The organism is Streptomyces sp. NPDC000410 (genome assembly GCF_040300305.1).
In the GTDB taxonomy this organism is placed as follows: Bacteria; Actinomycetota; Actinomycetes; order Streptomycetales; family Streptomycetaceae; genus Streptomyces.
In genome coordinates this window covers 610,593-627,637 of sequence record NZ_JBEPDM010000001.1, presented here as the reverse complement: position 1 = coordinate 627,637, position 17,045 = coordinate 610,593, and the positions used below count along the sequence as shown (strand labels likewise).

General features: G+C 70.3%; 17 protein-coding genes. 9 read left to right on the top strand and 8 right to left on the bottom strand.

Features of this window, described 5'->3' with window-relative positions; translation table 11 throughout:
* Positions 1–537: a hypothetical protein gene (locus tag ABT342_RS02905; RefSeq protein WP_351566004.1), complete on the top strand. Its 537-nt coding sequence runs from the start codon at positions 1–3 to the stop codon at positions 535–537.
* Between the two features lie 37 nt (positions 538–574).
* On the opposite strand, the gene ABT342_RS02900 is transcribed toward ABT342_RS02905, so the two are convergent.
* From ABT342_RS02900 to ABT342_RS02885, 4 genes are all read right to left on the bottom strand, one after another.
* The gene (locus ABT342_RS02900) at positions 575–2,680 is read right to left on the bottom strand and encodes a PIG-L family deacetylase (protein WP_502965449.1); all 2,106 of its coding nucleotides are present in this window, start codon (positions 2,678–2,680) and stop codon (positions 575–577) included.
* 270 nt (positions 2,681–2,950) lie between these two features.
* A complete protein-coding gene (locus ABT342_RS02895) occupies positions 2,951–3,949 on the bottom strand; it encodes an SDR family NAD(P)-dependent oxidoreductase (protein WP_351566001.1) in 999 nt (332 codons plus the stop codon).
* A 60-nt stretch (positions 3,950–4,009) separates the two neighbouring features.
* On the bottom strand, positions 4,010–6,985 hold the full coding sequence (locus ABT342_RS02890) for an RNA repair domain-containing protein (protein WP_351565998.1): 2,976 nt from the start codon (positions 6,983–6,985) through the stop codon (positions 4,010–4,012).
* Positions 6,985–8,643 carry an RNA ligase family protein gene (locus ABT342_RS02885; RefSeq protein WP_351565995.1) on the bottom strand — a complete coding sequence of 553 codons (1,659 nt, stop codon included), beginning with the start codon at positions 8,641–8,643 and terminating at the stop codon, positions 6,985–6,987. The genes ABT342_RS02890 and ABT342_RS02885 overlap by 1 nt, the downstream gene beginning before the upstream one ends.
* 102 nt (positions 8,644–8,745) lie before the next feature.
* Between ABT342_RS02885 and ABT342_RS02880 the strand changes: the two genes are divergently transcribed.
* From ABT342_RS02880 to ABT342_RS02865, 4 genes are all read left to right on the top strand, one after another.
* The gene (locus ABT342_RS02880) at positions 8,746–9,228 is read left to right on the top strand and encodes a hypothetical protein (protein WP_351565992.1); all 483 of its coding nucleotides are present in this window, start codon (positions 8,746–8,748) and stop codon (positions 9,226–9,228) included.
* Between the two features lie 191 nt (positions 9,229–9,419).
* Positions 9,420–9,857: a hypothetical protein gene (locus ABT342_RS02875; RefSeq protein ID WP_351565989.1), complete on the top strand. Its 438-nt coding sequence runs from the start codon at positions 9,420–9,422 to the stop codon at positions 9,855–9,857.
* 51 nt (positions 9,858–9,908) lie between these two features.
* On the top strand, positions 9,909–11,348 hold the full coding sequence (locus ABT342_RS02870; RefSeq protein ID WP_351565986.1) for a hypothetical protein: 1,440 nt from the start codon (positions 9,909–9,911) through the stop codon (positions 11,346–11,348).
* Positions 11,349–11,479: 131 nt separating this feature from the next.
* Positions 11,480–11,860 carry a hypothetical protein gene (locus ABT342_RS02865; protein WP_351565983.1) on the top strand — a complete coding sequence of 127 codons (381 nt, stop codon included), beginning with the start codon at positions 11,480–11,482 and terminating at the stop codon, positions 11,858–11,860.
* 46 nt (positions 11,861–11,906) lie between these two features.
* On the opposite strand, the gene ABT342_RS02860 is transcribed toward ABT342_RS02865, so the two are convergent.
* A complete protein-coding gene (locus ABT342_RS02860; RefSeq protein WP_351565980.1) occupies positions 11,907–12,779 on the bottom strand; it encodes a hypothetical protein in 873 nt (290 codons plus the stop codon).
* Positions 12,780–12,893: 114 nt separating this feature from the next.
* Positions 12,894–13,334, bottom strand: a complete 441-nt coding sequence (locus ABT342_RS02855) for an ATP-binding protein (protein WP_351565978.1) — start codon at positions 13,332–13,334, stop codon at positions 12,894–12,896.
* 155 nt (positions 13,335–13,489) lie between these two features.
* On the opposite strand from ABT342_RS02855, the gene ABT342_RS02850 reads away from it, so the two are divergent.
* Positions 13,490–14,368 (top strand): helix-turn-helix domain-containing protein, encoded by an 879-nt coding sequence (locus ABT342_RS02850; RefSeq protein ID WP_351565975.1) that lies wholly within the window; start codon positions 13,490–13,492, stop codon positions 14,366–14,368.
* The gene (locus ABT342_RS02845; protein ID WP_351565972.1) at positions 14,365–14,574 is read left to right on the top strand and encodes a DUF397 domain-containing protein; all 210 of its coding nucleotides are present in this window, start codon (positions 14,365–14,367) and stop codon (positions 14,572–14,574) included. The genes ABT342_RS02850 and ABT342_RS02845 overlap by 4 nt, the downstream gene beginning before the upstream one ends.
* A 73-nt stretch (positions 14,575–14,647) precedes the next feature.
* Here ABT342_RS02845 and ABT342_RS02840 read toward each other — a convergent pair whose 3' ends face one another.
* Together ABT342_RS02840 and ABT342_RS02835 are read right to left on the bottom strand one after the other, a co-directional pair.
* Positions 14,648–15,064, bottom strand: coding sequence for a PIN domain nuclease (locus ABT342_RS02840; RefSeq protein ID WP_351565970.1), 417 nt, complete (start codon positions 15,062–15,064; stop codon positions 14,648–14,650).
* Positions 15,061–15,330, bottom strand: a complete 270-nt coding sequence (locus ABT342_RS02835; RefSeq protein ID WP_351565968.1) for a type II toxin-antitoxin system VapB family antitoxin — start codon at positions 15,328–15,330, stop codon at positions 15,061–15,063. The genes ABT342_RS02840 and ABT342_RS02835 overlap by 4 nt, the downstream gene beginning before the upstream one ends.
* A 745-nt stretch (positions 15,331–16,075) precedes the next feature.
* Here ABT342_RS02835 and rpsJ point away from each other — a divergent pair.
* Positions 16,076–16,384, top strand: coding sequence for a 30S ribosomal protein S10 (rpsJ, locus tag ABT342_RS02830; protein WP_003948644.1), 309 nt, complete (start codon positions 16,076–16,078; stop codon positions 16,382–16,384).
* A gap of 13 nt (positions 16,385–16,397) precedes the next feature.
* Complete coding sequence (gene rplC / locus ABT342_RS02825) at positions 16,398–17,042, top strand: 50S ribosomal protein L3 (protein WP_351565966.1); 645 nt, start codon at positions 16,398–16,400, stop codon at positions 17,040–17,042.
* The last annotated feature ends 3 nt before the right edge of the window (positions 17,043–17,045 follow it).

Genomic DNA, 17,045 nt, shown 5'->3' with positions numbered 1-17,045 from the left:
GTGAAGACCGGACCGGGTGCCTCGGCGCTCCTCCTGTCCCTCGCCCTCATGACCCTCACCGGATGCGGCATGACTGACACCAATGAGTCGTCCGACAACCTTCCCCTCGCGGGCACCAGCACCTCGGCGGCTGCCGCCGACAAGGCGGAGAAGGTGTCCAGCGAGATCTACGACCTGATCGGCATCAAGGGGAAGGCGTCCGAAACCGGGCCCGGCGTCTCCGAGTGCGAGGGCAAGGATCCGGAGAAGTACTTCCAGATCTTCCATCCGTGGAGCTTCACCCCGGCATCGGCCGACCAGCTCGACGGCGTGATGGAGCGGCTCAAGAAGCAGCTGCCCGAGCACGGCTGGAAGGTCGTCGAGTACGGGCCCGACACCAGCAAGAACAAGAACATCAACCTCACGGCCGACAACGACGCCAAGAAGTACAGCGTCAACATCGTGCACCGTGCGAAGTCCGACCCGCCGCACCTGGCCCTGACGGTCGTGTCCGGCTGCTACCAGGTGCCGGACGGCGAGAAGGTCGAGCACTTCTGAGGCTGCCGCCCAGGGGTCGTCCGACGCGGCGGGCCGGTCAGCCCGCCGCGTCGGTGCGCGGCGTCCACGACCACGGGCGCGCGTCCGCGCCCATGCCGACCGCCATGGCGCCGGAGCGGCCGAGATGCAGGACGGGGAAGTCCAGCGCCTCGGCACCCTGCGTGCGCGTGAGCACCCGCCCGCCGGAGCGGAGCTGGATCCGTCCGCGGAGGTCCTTGCCGAGCAGTACGGGCCCCTGGGGCGTGGCGGCCGCGCTCAGCGTGCCGTAGCCGTCGAAGCCCTCCTTGCGGGCACGGGCGGGGCTGCCTCCGGCGCGTACGGCCGTCACGGACGCGACCGCCGGCCCCCGGTAGTACAGCTCGACGCCGCCGTCGGCCACCGGCAGGGCGGCGAGCGGATCACCAGGAACGGGCAGCAGCGCGCCGCCCTCCCGGAAGGAGATCTCCCCTCCCGCCGCGTTCTGGGTCCAGTGGTGCACGGTCTCGCGGCCCGCCGCGAACACGTGCACCCGCCCGGTGCCGTCCACGACCGCCGACAGCCCGTCCTGGACCTCGCCGCCGCCGAGATCGCGCCAGCGGCCCCAGCTGCCGCCGGTGTCCCGTACGCGCGTGCTGATGCCCTTGTCGGCGTTGCGTACGAAGAGATGGACCCGTCCGTCGGCGCCGGTCACCGCGACGGGCACACCGATACGGCGGCCGCGGTCGTCGTCGCGCTCGGGGTTGCCGAGCCCGTCCCAGGCGAGGAACCCGCCGCCGGGGGAGCGCTGCTCCAGCAGCACCACCTCGCGCCGGTTCGGCCCGCCGTGCCCGCCGAGCGCGGCGAACCGCAGCCCGAACAGCAGCACCCGCCCGTCCGGGAGCGTCGCCGAGCCCAGCGCCGGCGCCAGCGGCCCGCCGCCGAGGTCCTCCGGGTCGCCCCACTGACCGCTGCCGCGCCCGGTCTCCCGCCAGCGCACGGCCCGCAGCCCCAGCACCCCGTACGCGGAGAGCCGCCCGTCCGCCTCTTCGGCGACGACGGTCCGGGCACCCGGGTAGCGGTGGTGGGTCGAGCGGACCCAGCCCTTCTTGTTCGTCAGCGGGCGCGTACCGCCCACGTTGTAGTCACCGCAGCCCGACGTGTTCGCGCACTCCCAGTCCGGGTCGCCGCCGTACGGGACGAGGTGCGCGGCCTTCTCCCGGAGCACCGCGGAGGGGAGGTTCTTCGGCCAGTGCCGGTTGTAGTACCCGCGGAACGCCGTCGCGACGAAGCCCGGCACCTGCCCGCCGTCCTTCGTCGCCTCGGCGACCCAGCGCAGCATCGCGGCCCAGCTGAACGACGCCACGGCGGTGTGGTCGGCGTGGTCCGAGTAGCCGCGCTGCTCGCTGTCCTTCTTGCGGGTCGCCTCGTCGCTGTGCTGGATGTCCGGGTCCGGGTCCAGGGTCTGGATCACGGTCGGCCGGTACTGCTCCATCAGCCCGACGAGGACGTCGACGAGCTCGCCGTGGTCGTACGAGTCCGTCTTACGCACCGGCGAATCGGCGGCGATGACGGTGTGCAGGTCGACCGCCCGCTCGTGCCAGAGGCCGGGGATCGCCTCCCAGCGGCGGCGCGCGTGCATCGGCAGATTGAGGAAGATCAGCTCGACCCGGCGGTGGCCGTTGGTGAGCGTGTTGATCTCGGCGCGGTGGTTGCCGGCGAGGGTGGCGACGCCCTTCTGCCAGCCGGTGAACTTGTCGAGGCCGAGGAGCGTGGCGTACGCCTGGCGCAGGCCCTGGTGGCGGGCGGAGGAGTACGCCGCCTTGTCGGCGGGGACGTTCCAGTTCCCCGGTATGTGGTTCTTTCCGTCGTGCTCGCCCGCGCTCACGTACACGCACAGCAGGGGCACCCCGGCGTCCAGCATTCGCTGGCTGTCCGGGTTCATGAAGTACAGGTCGTCGTCCGGGTGGGCCAGGATCTGCATCAGCTGCGCGCGGTGCGCGTTGGCTATGGGGATCCCGGGCGCGGGGTCGGCCGAGGGGGTGGCGCGGCGGGGCGCCGGTACGGAGCAGGCACTGAGGGCGGCGGCTCCGGCGAGGGCGCTCATCGCGGCGACGACGGTACGACGACGGGGCGACAGCGGGGCGCGGGGGCCGCCGGGTATCGCGCCGGGGCCGTCTGCGGGCATGCCTCGCGCAGCGCTGTCGTTCACTTGTGGTGCTCCGTCCGCTTCCCCCCGCAGCGGGCGGGCCGTGCCCCCGTCTGCGTACCGTCATCTCCCCAGGTCGCGGAGGGCCGGGCCGGGTCGGAGCCGCCTTCCGCGAACAGCTAGACGGATTTATGACGCGCAGGGTTGCGTGCGATGTCGCCTTTTGTTCGCCGGTTTGTTCGCGGGCTTTGTTCGCCGGTTTCGTTTCGCGGGTTCCGTACGTCGGCGGAGCGCTCCGGGTGCGGCGGTTCAGGCGGCCGGAGCGAACGCGTCGACCCCGGTGAGCCCGGCCGAGAGCGCCCACAGCCGGGCCGCCCGCTCCGGGTCCGTCGCGTAGGGGCGTACGCCGCTGGTGAGCCCGCCCATGCCCGTGGGCGCGCCGGTGGGTGTGGGCTCCGCGATCTCGCAGTCCTCGCAGTACACCCCGCCCATGCCCGCCAGCCGCGGGGACGTCGCCGCCCACACCTGTGTGGCCGCCCCCTGCGCGGGCGTCTTGAAGCCGGGGTCCACCAGGTTGCCCTGCTCGTCGATCCAGCCGGCGGCGAGCATCTCCTCCTTGGCGAGGTGACGTACCAGGTCCGTGAAGATCTCACCAGGATGGACGGAGAACGCGCGCACTCCGGCATCCCGGCCGAGCGTGTCGAGCTGCACTGCGAACAGCACGTTCGCGGTCTTCGCCTGCCCGTACGCCTGCCACTTGTCGTAACCGTGCTCGAAATGCACGTCGTCCCAGCGGATGTCGGAGAGCTGGTGCCCCCGGGACGACACCGAGACGACGCGTGCACCCGGTGCGCCGCCGTCGCGCGCGAGCGCGGGCCAGAGGCGGTTGACGAGGGCGTAGTGGCCGAGGTGGTTCGTCGCGAACTGGGCCTCCCAGCCGTGCGGTCCGACGCGGGTCTCCGGGCAGGCCATGATCCCGGCATTGTTGATCACCAGGTCGATGGCGCGGCCGGAGGCGAGGAAGCGTTCGGCGAAACCGCGGACGCTGTCGAGGTCGGCGAGGTCCAGGTCGTCGACCTCGACGCCGTCGACGCCCGCGAGCGCCTCCTCGGCGGCGGCACGACGCCTGGCGGGTACGACGACCCGGGCGCCGGCGCCGGCCAGCGCCCGGACCGTCTCCAGGCCGAGGCCGGAGTAGCCGCCGGTGACGAGAGCGAGCTTTCCGGTGAGGTCGATCCCGCGCAGGACTTCCGCCGTGGTGCTGCGGGCTCCGAAGCCGGAGCCGATGGCGTGCTGAGGAGTGGTCATCCCCCGACGCTAGGAATTGAAGCGCGCTCCAAGTCAACCGACACGTCGGGTCAGGTCGGGTCAGCTCAGGGTGGGCACCTCGCCGCACTCCGCCCAGGTGAGCGTCGTCCCGGGTAGTCCCCTGAGCCACCGCTCGGCGATCTCCGCGAGGCGGGCGCGGTCCGGGGGAGTGGCGCCGAGTCCGACGGCGTAGCTGATCCCGGCCGGACCGGACGCGAACGGGCGCGGCCAGGCGTGGGCGTCCGGAGCGCCTGCCTCCGTGAGGGCGGTGAGCAGAGCGCGCATACGGCCCCGGGCACGGCCCTCGTCCGGCCCGGCGGGGACGTTCACGACCGCCCAGGCCGCGTGACGGCGGTGGAGGGGCGGCGGGGCCAGGACCTCGGACCAGGGTGCCCCGGCCTCCAGGAGCTCCCAGGCCCGGTAGAGCTCCTGGGCGAGCAGGTCCCGGCCGCCCGCGCTCACCTGGTCGGTGCAGGAGCGGACCGGCTCGGTCGGGGTCATGACCATCGGCTCACGCCAGTCCCAGACGGCCCAGGCCGCGAAGAAGCGCCGCAGAAGGTCGTCGACGGGGCCGGTCGTGGAGCTGGCGGAGGGTCCGGCCGCGGCGTCGGCTGCGGGCCTGGTCATGGCCGCGCTCGCGGTCGCAGTCGCGACCTCGGTCGCGGTACCGGTCCCGGCCTTGCTCACGGGCTTGGCCTCGGGGCCGGGTTCGGCCTCGGTGGCGGTGGCGCTCGCGGCCTTGGCCACGTCCTCGCTCACGCTCACGCTCTCGCTCGCCGTCCGGGCCGCGAGGACCGACCAGGCCAGGCCGGGCAGGCCGCCGAACGGGGCCGAGTCCAGGCCGCGGGCGCGGGCCCATGCCTTGACCTCGCCGGCCAGACGGACGAACGTCTCCCGGTGCCCGGCCGTCATGGCGAGTACGGCGTCCGCGTCGCTCACCGCGCTCAGCGCGACCGCCGCCTCCTCGCCCAGCTCGCCGCGGCGCGCGACCGCTTCGGAGGGCGGCACCGTTCCTGTGGCGACGACGACCAGATCGACGCCGAGCCCGTCGACGTACAGCCGCAGCCCAGGCACCCTCGCCCCGATCACCTCGCGCACGCCCGTGGCCTCGGGGAGCCCGGCCAGCACCCGGGCCCGTACCTCCGCGATGTCGACGGCGTCGCCCGGCAGCGCCGCCACCAGGTCCAGGTCGGAGCCGGGCAGCGCGCACCCCATGCGCCGTGAGCCGACGACGTACACGAGGCCGTCGGGGAGCGCGTCGGACACGCGCTGCGCGGTGCGCCGGGCGTGGGCGGCCTCCTCCACGGCCTCGCCCACCGCCTCCTCCACACCTTCAGGTACGTCGCCGGCTTCGCCGTCCTCCCGCACCCACCGCACCTCGCCCGTCCCCAGCGCCACCGTCGCCCGGACCCGCATCGGCTCGTCCCCCCGACGTGACAGCAGGACCAGCTCCCCGACCCGCGCGGTCATACCGTCCAGCAGGGCCTCGCACTTCGCGGCGAGGTCGTGCGGATCACGGGTCCGCCCGAGAGAGAGGTGAGGCGTGAAGCCCTTGGCGCGCCCCTCGCACAGCGGGAAACGCGCTTCCAGCGCGGCGCGCAGCAGGGCCCACGGCTCCTCCCCGTCCGCCGCCGGGTCCAGCCACACGGTGGAGTCCTCCCGGTGACCGAACCACTGCACCCCTTCCAGCCGGGCGGTGAACACCGGTGTCTCGGCCGCCGCCGCGGCGAGCAGCGGGGCCGCCCGCTCGAAGTCGGACTCGGGTACGAAACCGAAGAGCACGTTCACGTGCGGCGGCCAGCGGCGGATCTGGCGGTCGTGTTCCCGCCGGATGAGCTGGATCGGCGGCCACAGCTCCTGCGGCGGGATCCAGGCCACCGCCGTACGGGCCGTCGGCCGTACAGCGAGGACGCCGTCGCCGGGCCCGGCCGCGCCGTCGAGGACCAGGTCGGCCCGTACGGCGTAGTGGTCGGAGACGTACAAGCCGTCCGTCGGGGTGTCACCGACCAGCGCGACCGCGTCCACCCGCAGCGCCTCGCCGCGCAGCAGCACCCGGTCCAGCCGCGAGGCCCGCCCGGACAGCGACGCCACGGCGGCGAGCGGATTGACGCCCGGGTCGAACGTCGGCGTCCGGTCGCCGAGGCCGTGCACGTGGAGCCACGCGTCCCGCATCCCGAGCGTCGTCTCCGGCAGGTCGCCGCCGTCGTTGAAGTCGCCCAGCAGGATCAGTTCGCCGCCCTCGACGCCCGCCAGCCCCTCCGCGAGCGCGACGAGCTCGGCCTCCCGCCGTCCGGCCCCGTTCTCGGAGTGGTCGCTGCTCAGATGGGTCGCGGCGATCGCGAGCGGGCGGTCGTCCCCGGTGTCCACGACCACGGCCGTGACGGCCTTGTGCGGGCCGAGCACGTGCAGGCCCGCCTCCCGCACCGGCAGCCGGCTGAGCAGCAGCAGCCCGCAGTCGTCGACGTCCTTCCCGTACGGGTCGGTGCCGAGGGTGTACGCGTCCCGCACCCACCGCTCCGCCAGCAGCATCGCGAGCAGACCGGCCTCGACCTCCTGCAACGCGATGACGTCCGCGTCCGCCTCGCGCAGGGCGTCGAGGAGGAGCGGCCGGCGCCTGGCGGTGTCGATGCGGTCGCTGTCGTACCGGTCCCACAGCGTGTTCCACGTCAGTACGCGCAGACCGGTGGTGGCGGGCAGTCCCCGGGGCTCATCGGCCGGAACCCAGCCGCGCGCCGGATCGAAGACGTACGGGGTGCGCGCCGCGAAGAACGGCGCCCGCAGCCGCCGCGGGTTCCGTATCCGCCCGGCATCGGTCGCGTCGATCCGGTCCACGCCCGACGACCGGTCCCAGACCAGTTCGCCGTCCGCCTCGAAGAACAGCACCCGGTGCCACGGGATCTCGCCGCCGGGGTCGAACGCGTCCAGCGGCATCCGCTTGGGCGCGGCGCCCCGCTGGTTGATCCCCATCACGAACCGGGCCGGGTCGAAGCGCGGATCCCAGCGGACCCGGTGATAGATCTCCTCGCTGGTACGCACTACGCCTCCTCCTCGACGGACCCGCCCGCTCCGACGTACCAGGTGCGGTGCGCCGCCTGGCCGGGGTACGGCGGGACGAACCGGTGCAGCTGCGCGGCGAGCACCTGGGGCGGCACCGGGTGCGCCCGGTCGGCGTTGCGCCGGGCCAGCTCGTCCTCGTCGACCAGCACCACCGCGTGGGTGATGAGCGCGTCGCGGCGGTGCGCGACCGCGTGCACCAGGGAACGCTGGTGCGGGTTGAGCGATGTGGCGTCCCACACCACGGTGCCACCTTCCGCGAGCGCGGTGTCGAGGCGGCTCAGTCCGTCCCTCAGCACATCGCCGTTGGCCCGCTGATCGGCCCGCGCGCCACGGCCCTCACGCAGCTCGTCGAGTGATACGTACGCGTCCACGCCCGGCAGCCCGCGGGCGAAGGTGCTCTTGCCGCTGCCGGACGGCCCGACCAGGTGGATCAGCCGCGGAAACGCGCCGGACCGCCACCGCCAGGTCGCGGCCACCGCCTCCTCGACGGTGTGGACCCGCCCCTGCGCGTACGCCTCCCGGGCCTCGGCGAGGCACCGCGCGGCGGCGTCCGCGTCCAGCCCGCCGAAGGCCTCCCGCAAGGCTTCCAGCCCTCCGGCCTCCTCGGCATGCAACGCGGACCACTCCACCTGCTCACGCGCCTCGGCATCCGGCGCTACCGCCCCCGCGACGGCGTGCAGGACGTCCAGGTCGACGGCGTACGACATCCGTACGAGCCCGGCCCTGCGGTCCTCGTCGGGATACGGGCGGTGCAGCCCGGCGTGCAGCCCGACCAGATCGGCCACGCGCCGCGCGAGCGGCATCCCGAGCGCCCCGGCGAGCTTCCCCGCGAGCGCCCCTCGCCGGCTCCGGTGCAACAGCCCGGCCAGCACCCCCGCGAGCCGCGCCTCCCCGGTCCGCCCGACCCGTGCGGCCACCGCTGCGGCGGCGGCCTCGTCCCCCTCCGCCATCCCCAGGGCCTCCAGCAACGCCCCGGCGTCGGGCGCGCCCCCGGACCTCACGTCCCACAGCGCGGCCTGCGGCCCTCGCCCGTTCTCCACCACCGCGGCGTGCATCCAGTGCGTACTGGTCTGTACGTGCCCGGCCCGCACCCACTTCGCCACGCGCCGCCCGAACTCCTCCGCCGCGAAGCCGTCGACGGTCCGTACGACGTACCCCTCCTGCACGGCGGGATCGAGCTTCAGCCGCCGCAGCACCCGCTCGTCGAAGACCCCTCGCCACAGCACGGGCGCCACGGGCACCCCGAGCCCCCGCAGAAACGCGACGGTCCGGTCCCAGTCCAGGCACCGCCCGTCCCCGTCCCACACCGAGAACCCGTAGAACCAGCTGTCCAGCCGCCCGTACGCGAGCGAATGCCGGGCGTACGTGTTCTCCCCGCACACCCGCCACCCGCCCGGAATCCCGTGCCCGATCCGCCCCTGCAGCGCCTTCACCCACGCCCGCGACGGATGATGCGCCGAGTCCAGCGACCGGGCGTGCAGCCCGTCCGCGTACAGCGTCGTGTTCTCCCCGTCGAGCTTCTCGGTCACCACGACCTCACGCCCGACAAGCCCGGACAGATCCACGACCCGCACGTCGTCGGAGGCGGCGCCGGGGGACCAGGGCAGGTGCGGCGTGCGCGGATAGTGCGTCCGCATGATCATCTCCCCCGGTGCGACGGCGTGCCCGGTCACTGTAGGAGCGGGCGCCGATCTGATCCATGGATTAACGTGCTGTGATCGTCTGAGGGGAAGTCGGAGATGGACATGACGGCAGGGCCCGCCTTCCCGGATGGGTGGTTCGACCGTCGGCAAACGTATGTCGCCCTCTTTCCGAGGACGGGTGACGATTGGTACGCCACTGTCGTAGCGGCGGTACAGGAATTTCCGGCCTTGCGATGCGTCGATCGGCAGGCGCTGGAAGAGAACCTGACGGAGATCTCAGACATCGGCGCCTTCGACCTGTGCAAACTCATTTCTTTCGGGTCTCTCCTCCAAGGCCCGCACGCCTCTCTGCGTCAGCCGGACACCCATCGCGATGAATGCCTTGCGCGAGTGCTGGAAAGCCTGGGGCCGAGCGCCCGGTTCTGGACGAATCACGGACATGCCGAGCACGGTGACGCGGCGCACTTCCTGGCGTCTTCCTTTCACGTCAACGGCCTCGCTGACGCCACCATCGACGTGTGCCTCGTCGGGGTGTCGACAGAGTCCGTCCTCACGCTGTGGCGATTCGAGAACGACTGACCCGCAATCATCGGATGTCGGTCGGTGGGTTGTCGCAGAGATCCCCGGAGAACGGTCCCCCCTCGGCACATCCGCTGCCCCCCCGGGAATCGGCCACACCGTTGCTGAGGCTGGCTGAGCTCATGCTTTCCCGTTGTGAAATCCCGGTCCGTATGTTACGCAGAGAGCGATCATCGTCACTGGGGGGAATCATGGCCTGGGAAGAGTGGGATCAGATCAAAGCCGAGGTGACCACCCGGCAGGCTGACCAGATGAGGCTGAACCAGCTCGCCCCGGAGCGGGGAGGCGGCGGAACCACCCCGGATCTGGCTTCCAGTCCAGCCAAGAAGCAGGCGGCGGTGAAAGCGATCAACGATGACCTGGAGCCTGGCGTCGAGCGAGACGGCAAGCATGCCGCCGTGAGCGTGAGCGCGGTGGTCAAGGAGTTCGGGGCGAGGGACGGGCACGGCTGGGACACTTCGGGCGCGCTGAAGAAGGCCCACGAGGCGTGGGAGAAGCAGGTCAAGATGCTGCGCGGACGCCTGGCAACGGAGAAGGGCCTTCTCAGCGCGACAGCCATCGGCCTTCAGAACAACGACATCGATATCGCCGGGCAGCTGGCGCAGCAGTCGCGGATCGATGGCTACTGAGCTGTTGACCGACCGGCTCAAGGGGGATGCGTGCCGACTTACCACGAAGTGATGAGTACCGACCTGTCCAAGCTCACCGACGCGGCCGACAAGTGGGACGAGATCGCCGGCAAGTTCAAGAAGCTCGAGGACCAGTACAAGCGAGATGTCCATGGCATCTCGCTCGGAACGTCGTGGCAGGGGCTGAGCGCCCAGGCCGCGAACGGCAGGTTCACTGTGACGCTCAAGGAGTTCCAAGGGGCCCAGCGAGAGGCAAAGGCGGTCGCCTCCATCCTGCGCGAGGCTCACACTCAGCTCACCGACCTTCGAAACAGGATCAAGGGAGTGCGCGCCGATGCCATCAAGGACGGCATGCGCGTCTCCGATCAGGGAGTGGTCGCCTTCGACACCGGACAACTCAGCCAGGGCGAGCGCACCGCGTACGCGCACGACCCCAGCTATCAGGAGAGCGGCCGCGTGATGGCGGCGGAGTGGGCTCAGCGCCTCGACCAAGCGGTCAAAGCGGTCAGTGACGCTGATGACGGCATACGTATCGCACTTGAAACCGCCGTTCTCGACTCCGACTTCCTCGACGGCACGTTCAACGGTTTCAACAGGAACCCTTCGGACAGCCCGTACTCCTCCCTTGAGGAGGCAGGCAAGGCCGCCAACATGCCCAAGGACAGGGAGAAGGTCCCGGAGTGGTGGCACGGCCTCGATCCGGTCACCCGCGGGATCCTGCTCCGAGAGCGCGGTGACGAGCTGCGGGCAGCGGGGATCATGGACCCGCTGTACAAGTGGACGAGCCCGGACAAGGGCTCAGGAGCCTTCGGCACAGAGGAGCCCACCCCGCGCGACCTATGGTTCCTCGCCCGAGCACAGGCGATCGCCGCCGCTGGCGACGTCACGGGAGAGGTTGGTGCGTCCCGAGGTTTGGAGCACTACCTTCGTGGCACTGGTGAGCCGCTCAGCCTGGACATCGACCGGATACTGCATGACGAGCCCGGATTCCGCTCCGAGATCGCAACACTTCACATTGCCGAGAACCAGGACGCCTGGCAGCAGAAGGCTCTCGATGAATTCGCGAAGGCCGGTGGCGACAAGACCGTTGTCGTCCCGGTGGAGAGCCGGGCTCTTGGCCGGACATTCCCAGAGGGCGAATGGTTTCATGCGGTCGGGTCGCACCAGCAGAACGTCTCGGGAATGGTCACAGTGAGTCCAGGCGAGGGCGGCAAGCCCAAGGTCTCGCTCGACTACCAGGTCAACGTGTGGGACCGCTACAACTGGGACGTCGGCAAGGGGGCGACGTTTCCCGGGGGCATCTACATCCCGGACGAGGAAATGGGACGACTGCACAAGGTGGGCTTCGCGCAGGAATTCGACATGCGCGGCAGCAGCTCCACTTTCACGCACGACCTGAACAGCGGCGCGGCCCCCACAGTGACACCGGCGGACCCCGGCCGGGAGGGCACCCGCGGAGACGTCTCGCGAGGCGACGAGGAGAACAGGTGAACACTCGGCGCATGGTCTGGCCCCGACTGTGCGCGGGTCTAGCTGTCGCGCTGCTCCTGACCTCTTGTTCCGCCCCGGGCTCAGACGATCCCAATGTGTCCGACGGGCGCACCTCCACATGGGGTGAGGGTATGGGCGCCCCCACGGCATCGGACTTCATGAAAGTGAAGGTGCCCAAGGGTGCGACGGAGGTGAAGGGAGCCGTCCAGATCAATCCCCGGGAGGACATCCACCTTCTCTCCTTCGTCACGGACGAGGAGAACGCCGCTCGGATCGCAGAGGACCTCCGGTCCGAGGAGCCGCTGCGCACCAGAAAGTACATGATCCCGCCGACGGCCGAACTCTTCGGGCACCTCGGGCTTGACGAGCCGCAGACTCTTGAGGGTGTGCGCTGGGCGGGTGTGTGCCCGCCCTGCGTTGGTGACCAGCGTCGGAGCGAGGTCGCGTGGATCGAGATCTACGTCCATGCCGGGGCCCAGGGCAAGGCCCGGGTGTACCTGCAGGCGTACTGACCTCGCTCGCAGACGCAGACTTGGCGTCTGTGAGCGAGGGACAGGGCTACTCCTCCGCGAAGATCTCCTCGGCGGCGGAGACGGTGACGGCGCGCGTGAGCCATTGGCGCAGAATCTCAGGGTCGTCACACCCGGTGACGCGCTCGCGGATCTCGTCGGAGATGTCCATGCCGCGCTGTTCCAGGACGAGAAGGACGTCCTCGGCGCCGCGCTGAACACGGCCTTCGTCTCGGATCTCTTCTGAGAGCCACGACTTGTAGAAAGAAAGGTCCACGGCCACCAGGTTCCTCCACTGTTGTGCGGCCGGGCGGTTGGCCAGGCCCTGTGCTGTGAGTTCGACGATCGGGGCGGCGACGGTCTCCGGTGTGTCCCGCAGCGCTGTGGACAGTGCTTTGAGTATGGCACCGATGTCCGGGTCGGCCACATGCGTGATCGCGGACAGGGTGGCCAGCGCCAGATCCGCCTTCGCCTCGGCCGGGTCGGTGATCACCGGCAGGTTGTGCGGGCCCGCCACGAGCGGGCGCAGGGTGAGTGCGGCCCACTGTCTGGGGCCCATGTGGACCGGGCGCGCCGCCCAGTCGGCCGTGGCGGGGTCCTGGCAGACGACCAGCAGCAGGGGCTGCAGTCGGTACTTCGTGTGCAGGTACGACAGGTAGTACGCCCAGCTGGCGGGCTTGTCCGGATCCTTCTTGCCTTGGGCCTCGATCGCGAGGAGGAAGGACTCGCCGTCCGCCATGTCGAGTCGTAACAGGGTGTCGACGCGGCGCTCGACCGGGCGTGTCTCGGTCAGGTCGGTGGGCATCACGGTGACTGAGGTGGGGGAGGGGAAGGCGAGGCCCAGCACCTTGGAGACGCGGGAGAAGAGTCCCGGGTGGTCCTGGAAGATGCGGTGCATCGCCTCGTGGGGCGGGCTGACCATGTGGGTCCTTGCGGTCGCGGGACGGTGGAGAGTTGCCGCTGGCACATGCCAAGGCGTTGTCGTTGCCGAGCGTAGGAAGGCAACGCGCACTGCTGCCCGGTGAATTGGGGATGTTCACCCACAGGGGTGAGCGAGGTCGAGTTCGGCCCACACCGTCTTGCGCGGGACCGGACCCGACGTCACGCCCCAGCGGTCCGCGAGTGCTTCGACGAGTAGCAGCCCGCGCCCCGATTCGTCGTCGGGGGAGGGGGCGTAGGGGTGACACCTCGGAAGCCGGTCGCCGCGCGTGTCGGTCACCTCGACACGGAGGGCCCGGTCTGTCGTGCCGAGGGTGAGGCGGAAATCCCGGCCCAGCACGCGGCCGTGCGTGACCGCGTTCGCGGCGAGCTCGGCGATGAGGTGCGCGGCGGATTCGGCTACTCCGTACGGCAGGTCCCAGGCGCGCAGCCGCTCGGTGGCGAGCAGGCGTGCGAGGCGGGCGCCGCGTGGCGTGGGGGACAGCTGCACGGCGAAGTGGCGGGTGGGGGAGTGGAGTTGGGCGGTTTTCTGGTTCACGTCACTCAGCGTGGCGGGACGTGCCTACGCTGAACAGTGACACAGCGGATGCGTGCGGTGACTGTCCGGAGCTTGTCCGGTGCTGTCCGGGCTGTCCGGAGGCCCATACGGGCAGGGGGTGTCGCAGGTACGGCGCTACGTCGGAGGTGGCACGGATGCTGGCTGAATCGAACGGTACGGAACAGCCCCAGGGTGAGGCGGACGAACCCGGCTGGGAGATCGACCCCGACGACGAGTCGGGTGTGGCGGTCGTCGCGACGGTGGGGCGGCAGCTCAAGCTGCGGCGGGAGGCGGCTGGCATGCGGGCAGCCGAGTTCGGACTGGCGATCGGGTACGGAGAGGACCTGGTCTACAAGGTCGAGTCGGGCAAGCGGATCCCCAGGCCGGAGTACCTGGACAAGGCGGACGAGGTCCTCGACGCCGGCGGGCTGATCGCCGCGATGAAGAAGGACGTGGAGGAGGTCCGGTACCCGAAGAAGATCCGGGACCTGGCGAAGATGGAGGCTAAGGCGGTTGAGATCGCTGTGTACGCCAACCACGGCATCCATGGCCTGCTGCAGACAGAGGGGCATGCGCGGGTGCTGCTGGAGACCCGCCAGCCGCCGTACTCGCAGGACGAAGTGGAGCGAGGTGTAGCGGGCCGCATCGCCAGGCGATCGGTTTTCGAACGGTCGCCAGCGCCGTCGCTCAGCTTTGTGCAGGAGGAAGCATCGCTGCGACGTCCGATCGGCGGCACAATGGAGTGGCGCCGACAGCTCGAACGTCTCCTGGAGGTGGGCCAGTTGCGGAACGTCTCACTTCAGGTGATGCCGATCAACGTGGAGACCCATCCTGGGTTGGGTGGCGGGATCGAGGTGCTGAAGTTCGGAGACGGCACAGCGGTGGGACGCTCCGACGGCGCATTCAACGGACGCCCGGTCTCCGACCCGAAACAGCTCAGGATCCTTGAGCTGCGGTATGGCATGATCCGGGCCCAGGCTCTCACGCCACGGGCGTCACTGGCATTCATCGAGCAAGTGCTGGGAGAAACATGATCCGCAAGACCTCTGCCGGGAAACCCGACACGCTCGTCTGGTTCAAGAGCAGCTACAGCGACAGCAGCAGCGGGAACGACTGCGTCGAGGTCGCCGCCACCCCCGACACCGTCCACGTCCGCGACTCCAAGAACACCGCGGGCCCCCGCCTCGCCGTCGCCCCCGCCACGTGGGCCGGCTTCGTGGCGTACGCGTCCGAGCGCTGACGCCACAGCAGCACAACGGCAACGCCCCGCCCCCGGTCGTCCCGGGCGCGGGGCGTGCTGCTGAGGAAAGGGATCAGTCCGCCGTGCCCGGTTCCGCGACCCAGCGGGTCCACTGGCCGGTGATCTCCGCGATCATGTCGAAGTCGCCGTCGTAGTGAAGGATCGTGAGGCCCTCGCGTTCGGCGACGGCGGCGATCAGCAGATCCGAGAACGACAAGGCGCGGGAGCCTCGAATCAGCGCTTCGTTCTGGATCTGGAGTGCGCGCTCCAGCTGCTCGTCGTCGCAGGGGGTGTAGGAGAAGCCGCGCATCCAGCTGCGCAGGCGCATGGCCTCTTCCTTGGTGCGCGCGCTGTGGATCATCTCGTATTCGGTCGGTGCGCAGATGGCGAGCAGCCCGCGCTCGTCGAGGTCGTCCAGGACCTCGGCAGCCGCGTCCCTGTCCCAGCGGCAGAGGGCGGATGTGTCGACAAGGAAGGCCGCTGTGTTCACACGGCCTCCCGCGCGGCGCTCTTCGCGTCCTTGTCGCCGGCCTTCCGCTTCAGCGTGCCATCGCGGTTCTTCGGGCCGGTGGACTCGATGATCTCGGTGGTGTCGATCTCGCCGCTGCGGATGGCGTCGCGGAGTTCGCGGCGCAGTCGGCGCTTCACCGCGTACTCCACCGCCGCACGGACAGCGGCGGCCTTGGTGGTGGTGCCGTACAGGTGCATCGCCTCGGCCACGATCTCGTCGTCCAAGTCGATCACGGTTCGGGACATTCTCACTCCTCTCCGTGGTGTCGATATCGGCCAATGGCGCAACGCTGATATCGCCCAGAGGTCACGGCCGCCGAGAGGAAGATGCGATCAGCGTCATTTCCGCGTCCGGCCCCTTTCAGGCCCGGTGCCTGCGGACAGCTCTGCGCGATGTACGCCCAGCGCCCGGCCCCCACCGCCAGGAACACCACCGACGGCGCCGGCCACCACCGCCCTCCCGCAGACCACCAGCGCGGAAGATCGCGAGACGAAACGGGTCGCGAGAGACGCGGCACCCGGACCCGCAGACCCACTCCGCGTGCCGCGGTTTGACAGCGAACCCCATCGGGGTAATCTCTTCGGCTCGATTGGCGTCGGCAGTGGCCCGTATGGCAGACTGTCCGGGTTGCTCGGTTGAGTGCCGATGCTGCGCGCCTCCCGCCGGGAGGACCGGAAGCGAGTCCCACAGTACTCGTCGTCCCAACTGCCCTCGGGCAGCGCTGGGGCGGACGTACGGGAATCTTCCGGGAAGTGTCAGCGGGGCCCCGGCCAGGCGCCCGGTGGGTGTTGTTCCCCCGGCTTGCGGTCCTCGGTGGTCCGTACCCCCTTCGCTGGGAAATCCTTCGGGAGATCTTCGTAGAGGGAGTGCGACACGCCCGACCGCGTGGGTCGGAGGAAGAGCGTGCGGACGCAGTCGTGGAAACGCGACAGCGGAACGCGATCGCACCGGGTCCCAGAGCGTTACGAGAGACAGGACTACGAAGTAGCCATGGCGGGACAGAAGATCCGCATCCGGCTCAAGGCCTACGACCACGAGGTCATCGACTCCTCGGCGAAGAAGATCGTCGAGACGGTGACCCGCACTGGTGCGTCGGTCGCGGGCCCGGTGCCGCTGCCCACTGAGAAGAACGTGTACTGCGTCATCAAGTCGCCGCACAAGTACAAGGACTCGCGCGAGCACTTCGAGATGCGCACGCACAAGCGCCTCATCGACATCCTCGACCCCACGCCGAAGACGGTTGACTCGCTCATGCGCCTCGACCTGCCGGCGGGCGTCGACATCGAGATCAAGCTCTGAGGTGACGCGCGAGATGGCTAAGAACATCAAGGGCATCCTGGGCGAGAAGCTCGGCATGACGCAGGTCTGGGACGAGAACAACCGGGTCGTCCCGGTGACCGTCGTCAAGGCCGGTCCGAATGTCGTCACCCAGGTGCGTACGAACGACACCGACGGCTACGAGTCGGTCCAGATCGCCTTCGGCGAGATCGACCCGCGCAAGGTGAACAAGCCCCTCAAGGGTCACTTCGCCAAGGCCGACGTCACCCCGCGCCGCCACCTGGTGGAGCTCCGCACCGCTGACGCCTCCGAGTACACGCTCGGCCAGGAGATCACCGCCGAGGTCTTCGAGGCCGGCGTGAAGGTCGACGTCACCGGTAAGAGCAAGGGCAAGGGCTTCGCCGGTGTCATGAAGCGCCACAACTTCCGTGGTGGCAAGGCCTCCCACGGTGCCCACCGCGTGCACCGCAAGCCCGGTTCCATCGGTGGCTGTGCCACTCCGGGCCGTGTCTTCAAGGGCATGCGCATGGCCGGTCGCATGGGCAACGAGCGTGTGACCACCCAGAACCTGACCATCCACGCCGTTGACGCGGAGAAGGGCCTGCTGCTCATCAAGGGCGCGGTTCCTGGTCCGAACGGCGGCCTCGTCCTGGTCCGTACCGCGGCCAAGGGGGCCTGAGGT

What these genes read in the sequence shown, in the direction of transcription:
- ABT342_RS02900 (WP_502965449.1), bottom strand. Translation starts at nt 2,680, where the DNA reads ATGCCCGCAGACGGCCCCGGCGCGATACCCGGCGGCCCCCGCGCCCCG.
- ABT342_RS02895 (WP_351566001.1), bottom strand. Translation starts at nt 3,949, where the DNA reads ATGACCACTCCTCAGCACGCCATCGGCTCCGGCTTCGGAGCCCGCAGC.
- ABT342_RS02885 (WP_351565995.1), bottom strand. Translation starts at nt 8,643, where the DNA reads ATGCGGACGCACTATCCGCGCACGCCGCACCTGCCCTGGTCCCCCGGC.
- ABT342_RS02880 (WP_351565992.1), top strand. Translation starts at nt 8,746, where the DNA reads ATGGACATGACGGCAGGGCCCGCCTTCCCGGATGGGTGGTTCGACCGT.
- ABT342_RS02875 (WP_351565989.1), top strand. Translation starts at nt 9,420, where the DNA reads ATGGCCTGGGAAGAGTGGGATCAGATCAAAGCCGAGGTGACCACCCGG.
- ABT342_RS02870 (WP_351565986.1), top strand. Translation starts at nt 9,909, where the DNA reads ATGAGTACCGACCTGTCCAAGCTCACCGACGCGGCCGACAAGTGGGAC.
- ABT342_RS02865 (WP_351565983.1), top strand. Translation starts at nt 11,480, where the DNA reads ATGGGCGCCCCCACGGCATCGGACTTCATGAAAGTGAAGGTGCCCAAG.
- ABT342_RS02860 (WP_351565980.1), bottom strand. Translation starts at nt 12,779, where the DNA reads ATGGTCAGCCCGCCCCACGAGGCGATGCACCGCATCTTCCAGGACCAC.
- ABT342_RS02850 (WP_351565975.1), top strand. Translation starts at nt 13,490, where the DNA reads ATGCTGGCTGAATCGAACGGTACGGAACAGCCCCAGGGTGAGGCGGAC.
- ABT342_RS02845 (WP_351565972.1), top strand. Translation starts at nt 14,365, where the DNA reads ATGATCCGCAAGACCTCTGCCGGGAAACCCGACACGCTCGTCTGGTTC.
- ABT342_RS02835 (WP_351565968.1), bottom strand. Translation starts at nt 15,330, where the DNA reads ATGTCCCGAACCGTGATCGACTTGGACGACGAGATCGTGGCCGAGGCG.
- rpsJ (WP_003948644.1), top strand. Translation starts at nt 16,076, where the DNA reads ATGGCGGGACAGAAGATCCGCATCCGGCTCAAGGCCTACGACCACGAG.
- rplC (WP_351565966.1), top strand. Translation starts at nt 16,398, where the DNA reads ATGGCTAAGAACATCAAGGGCATCCTGGGCGAGAAGCTCGGCATGACG.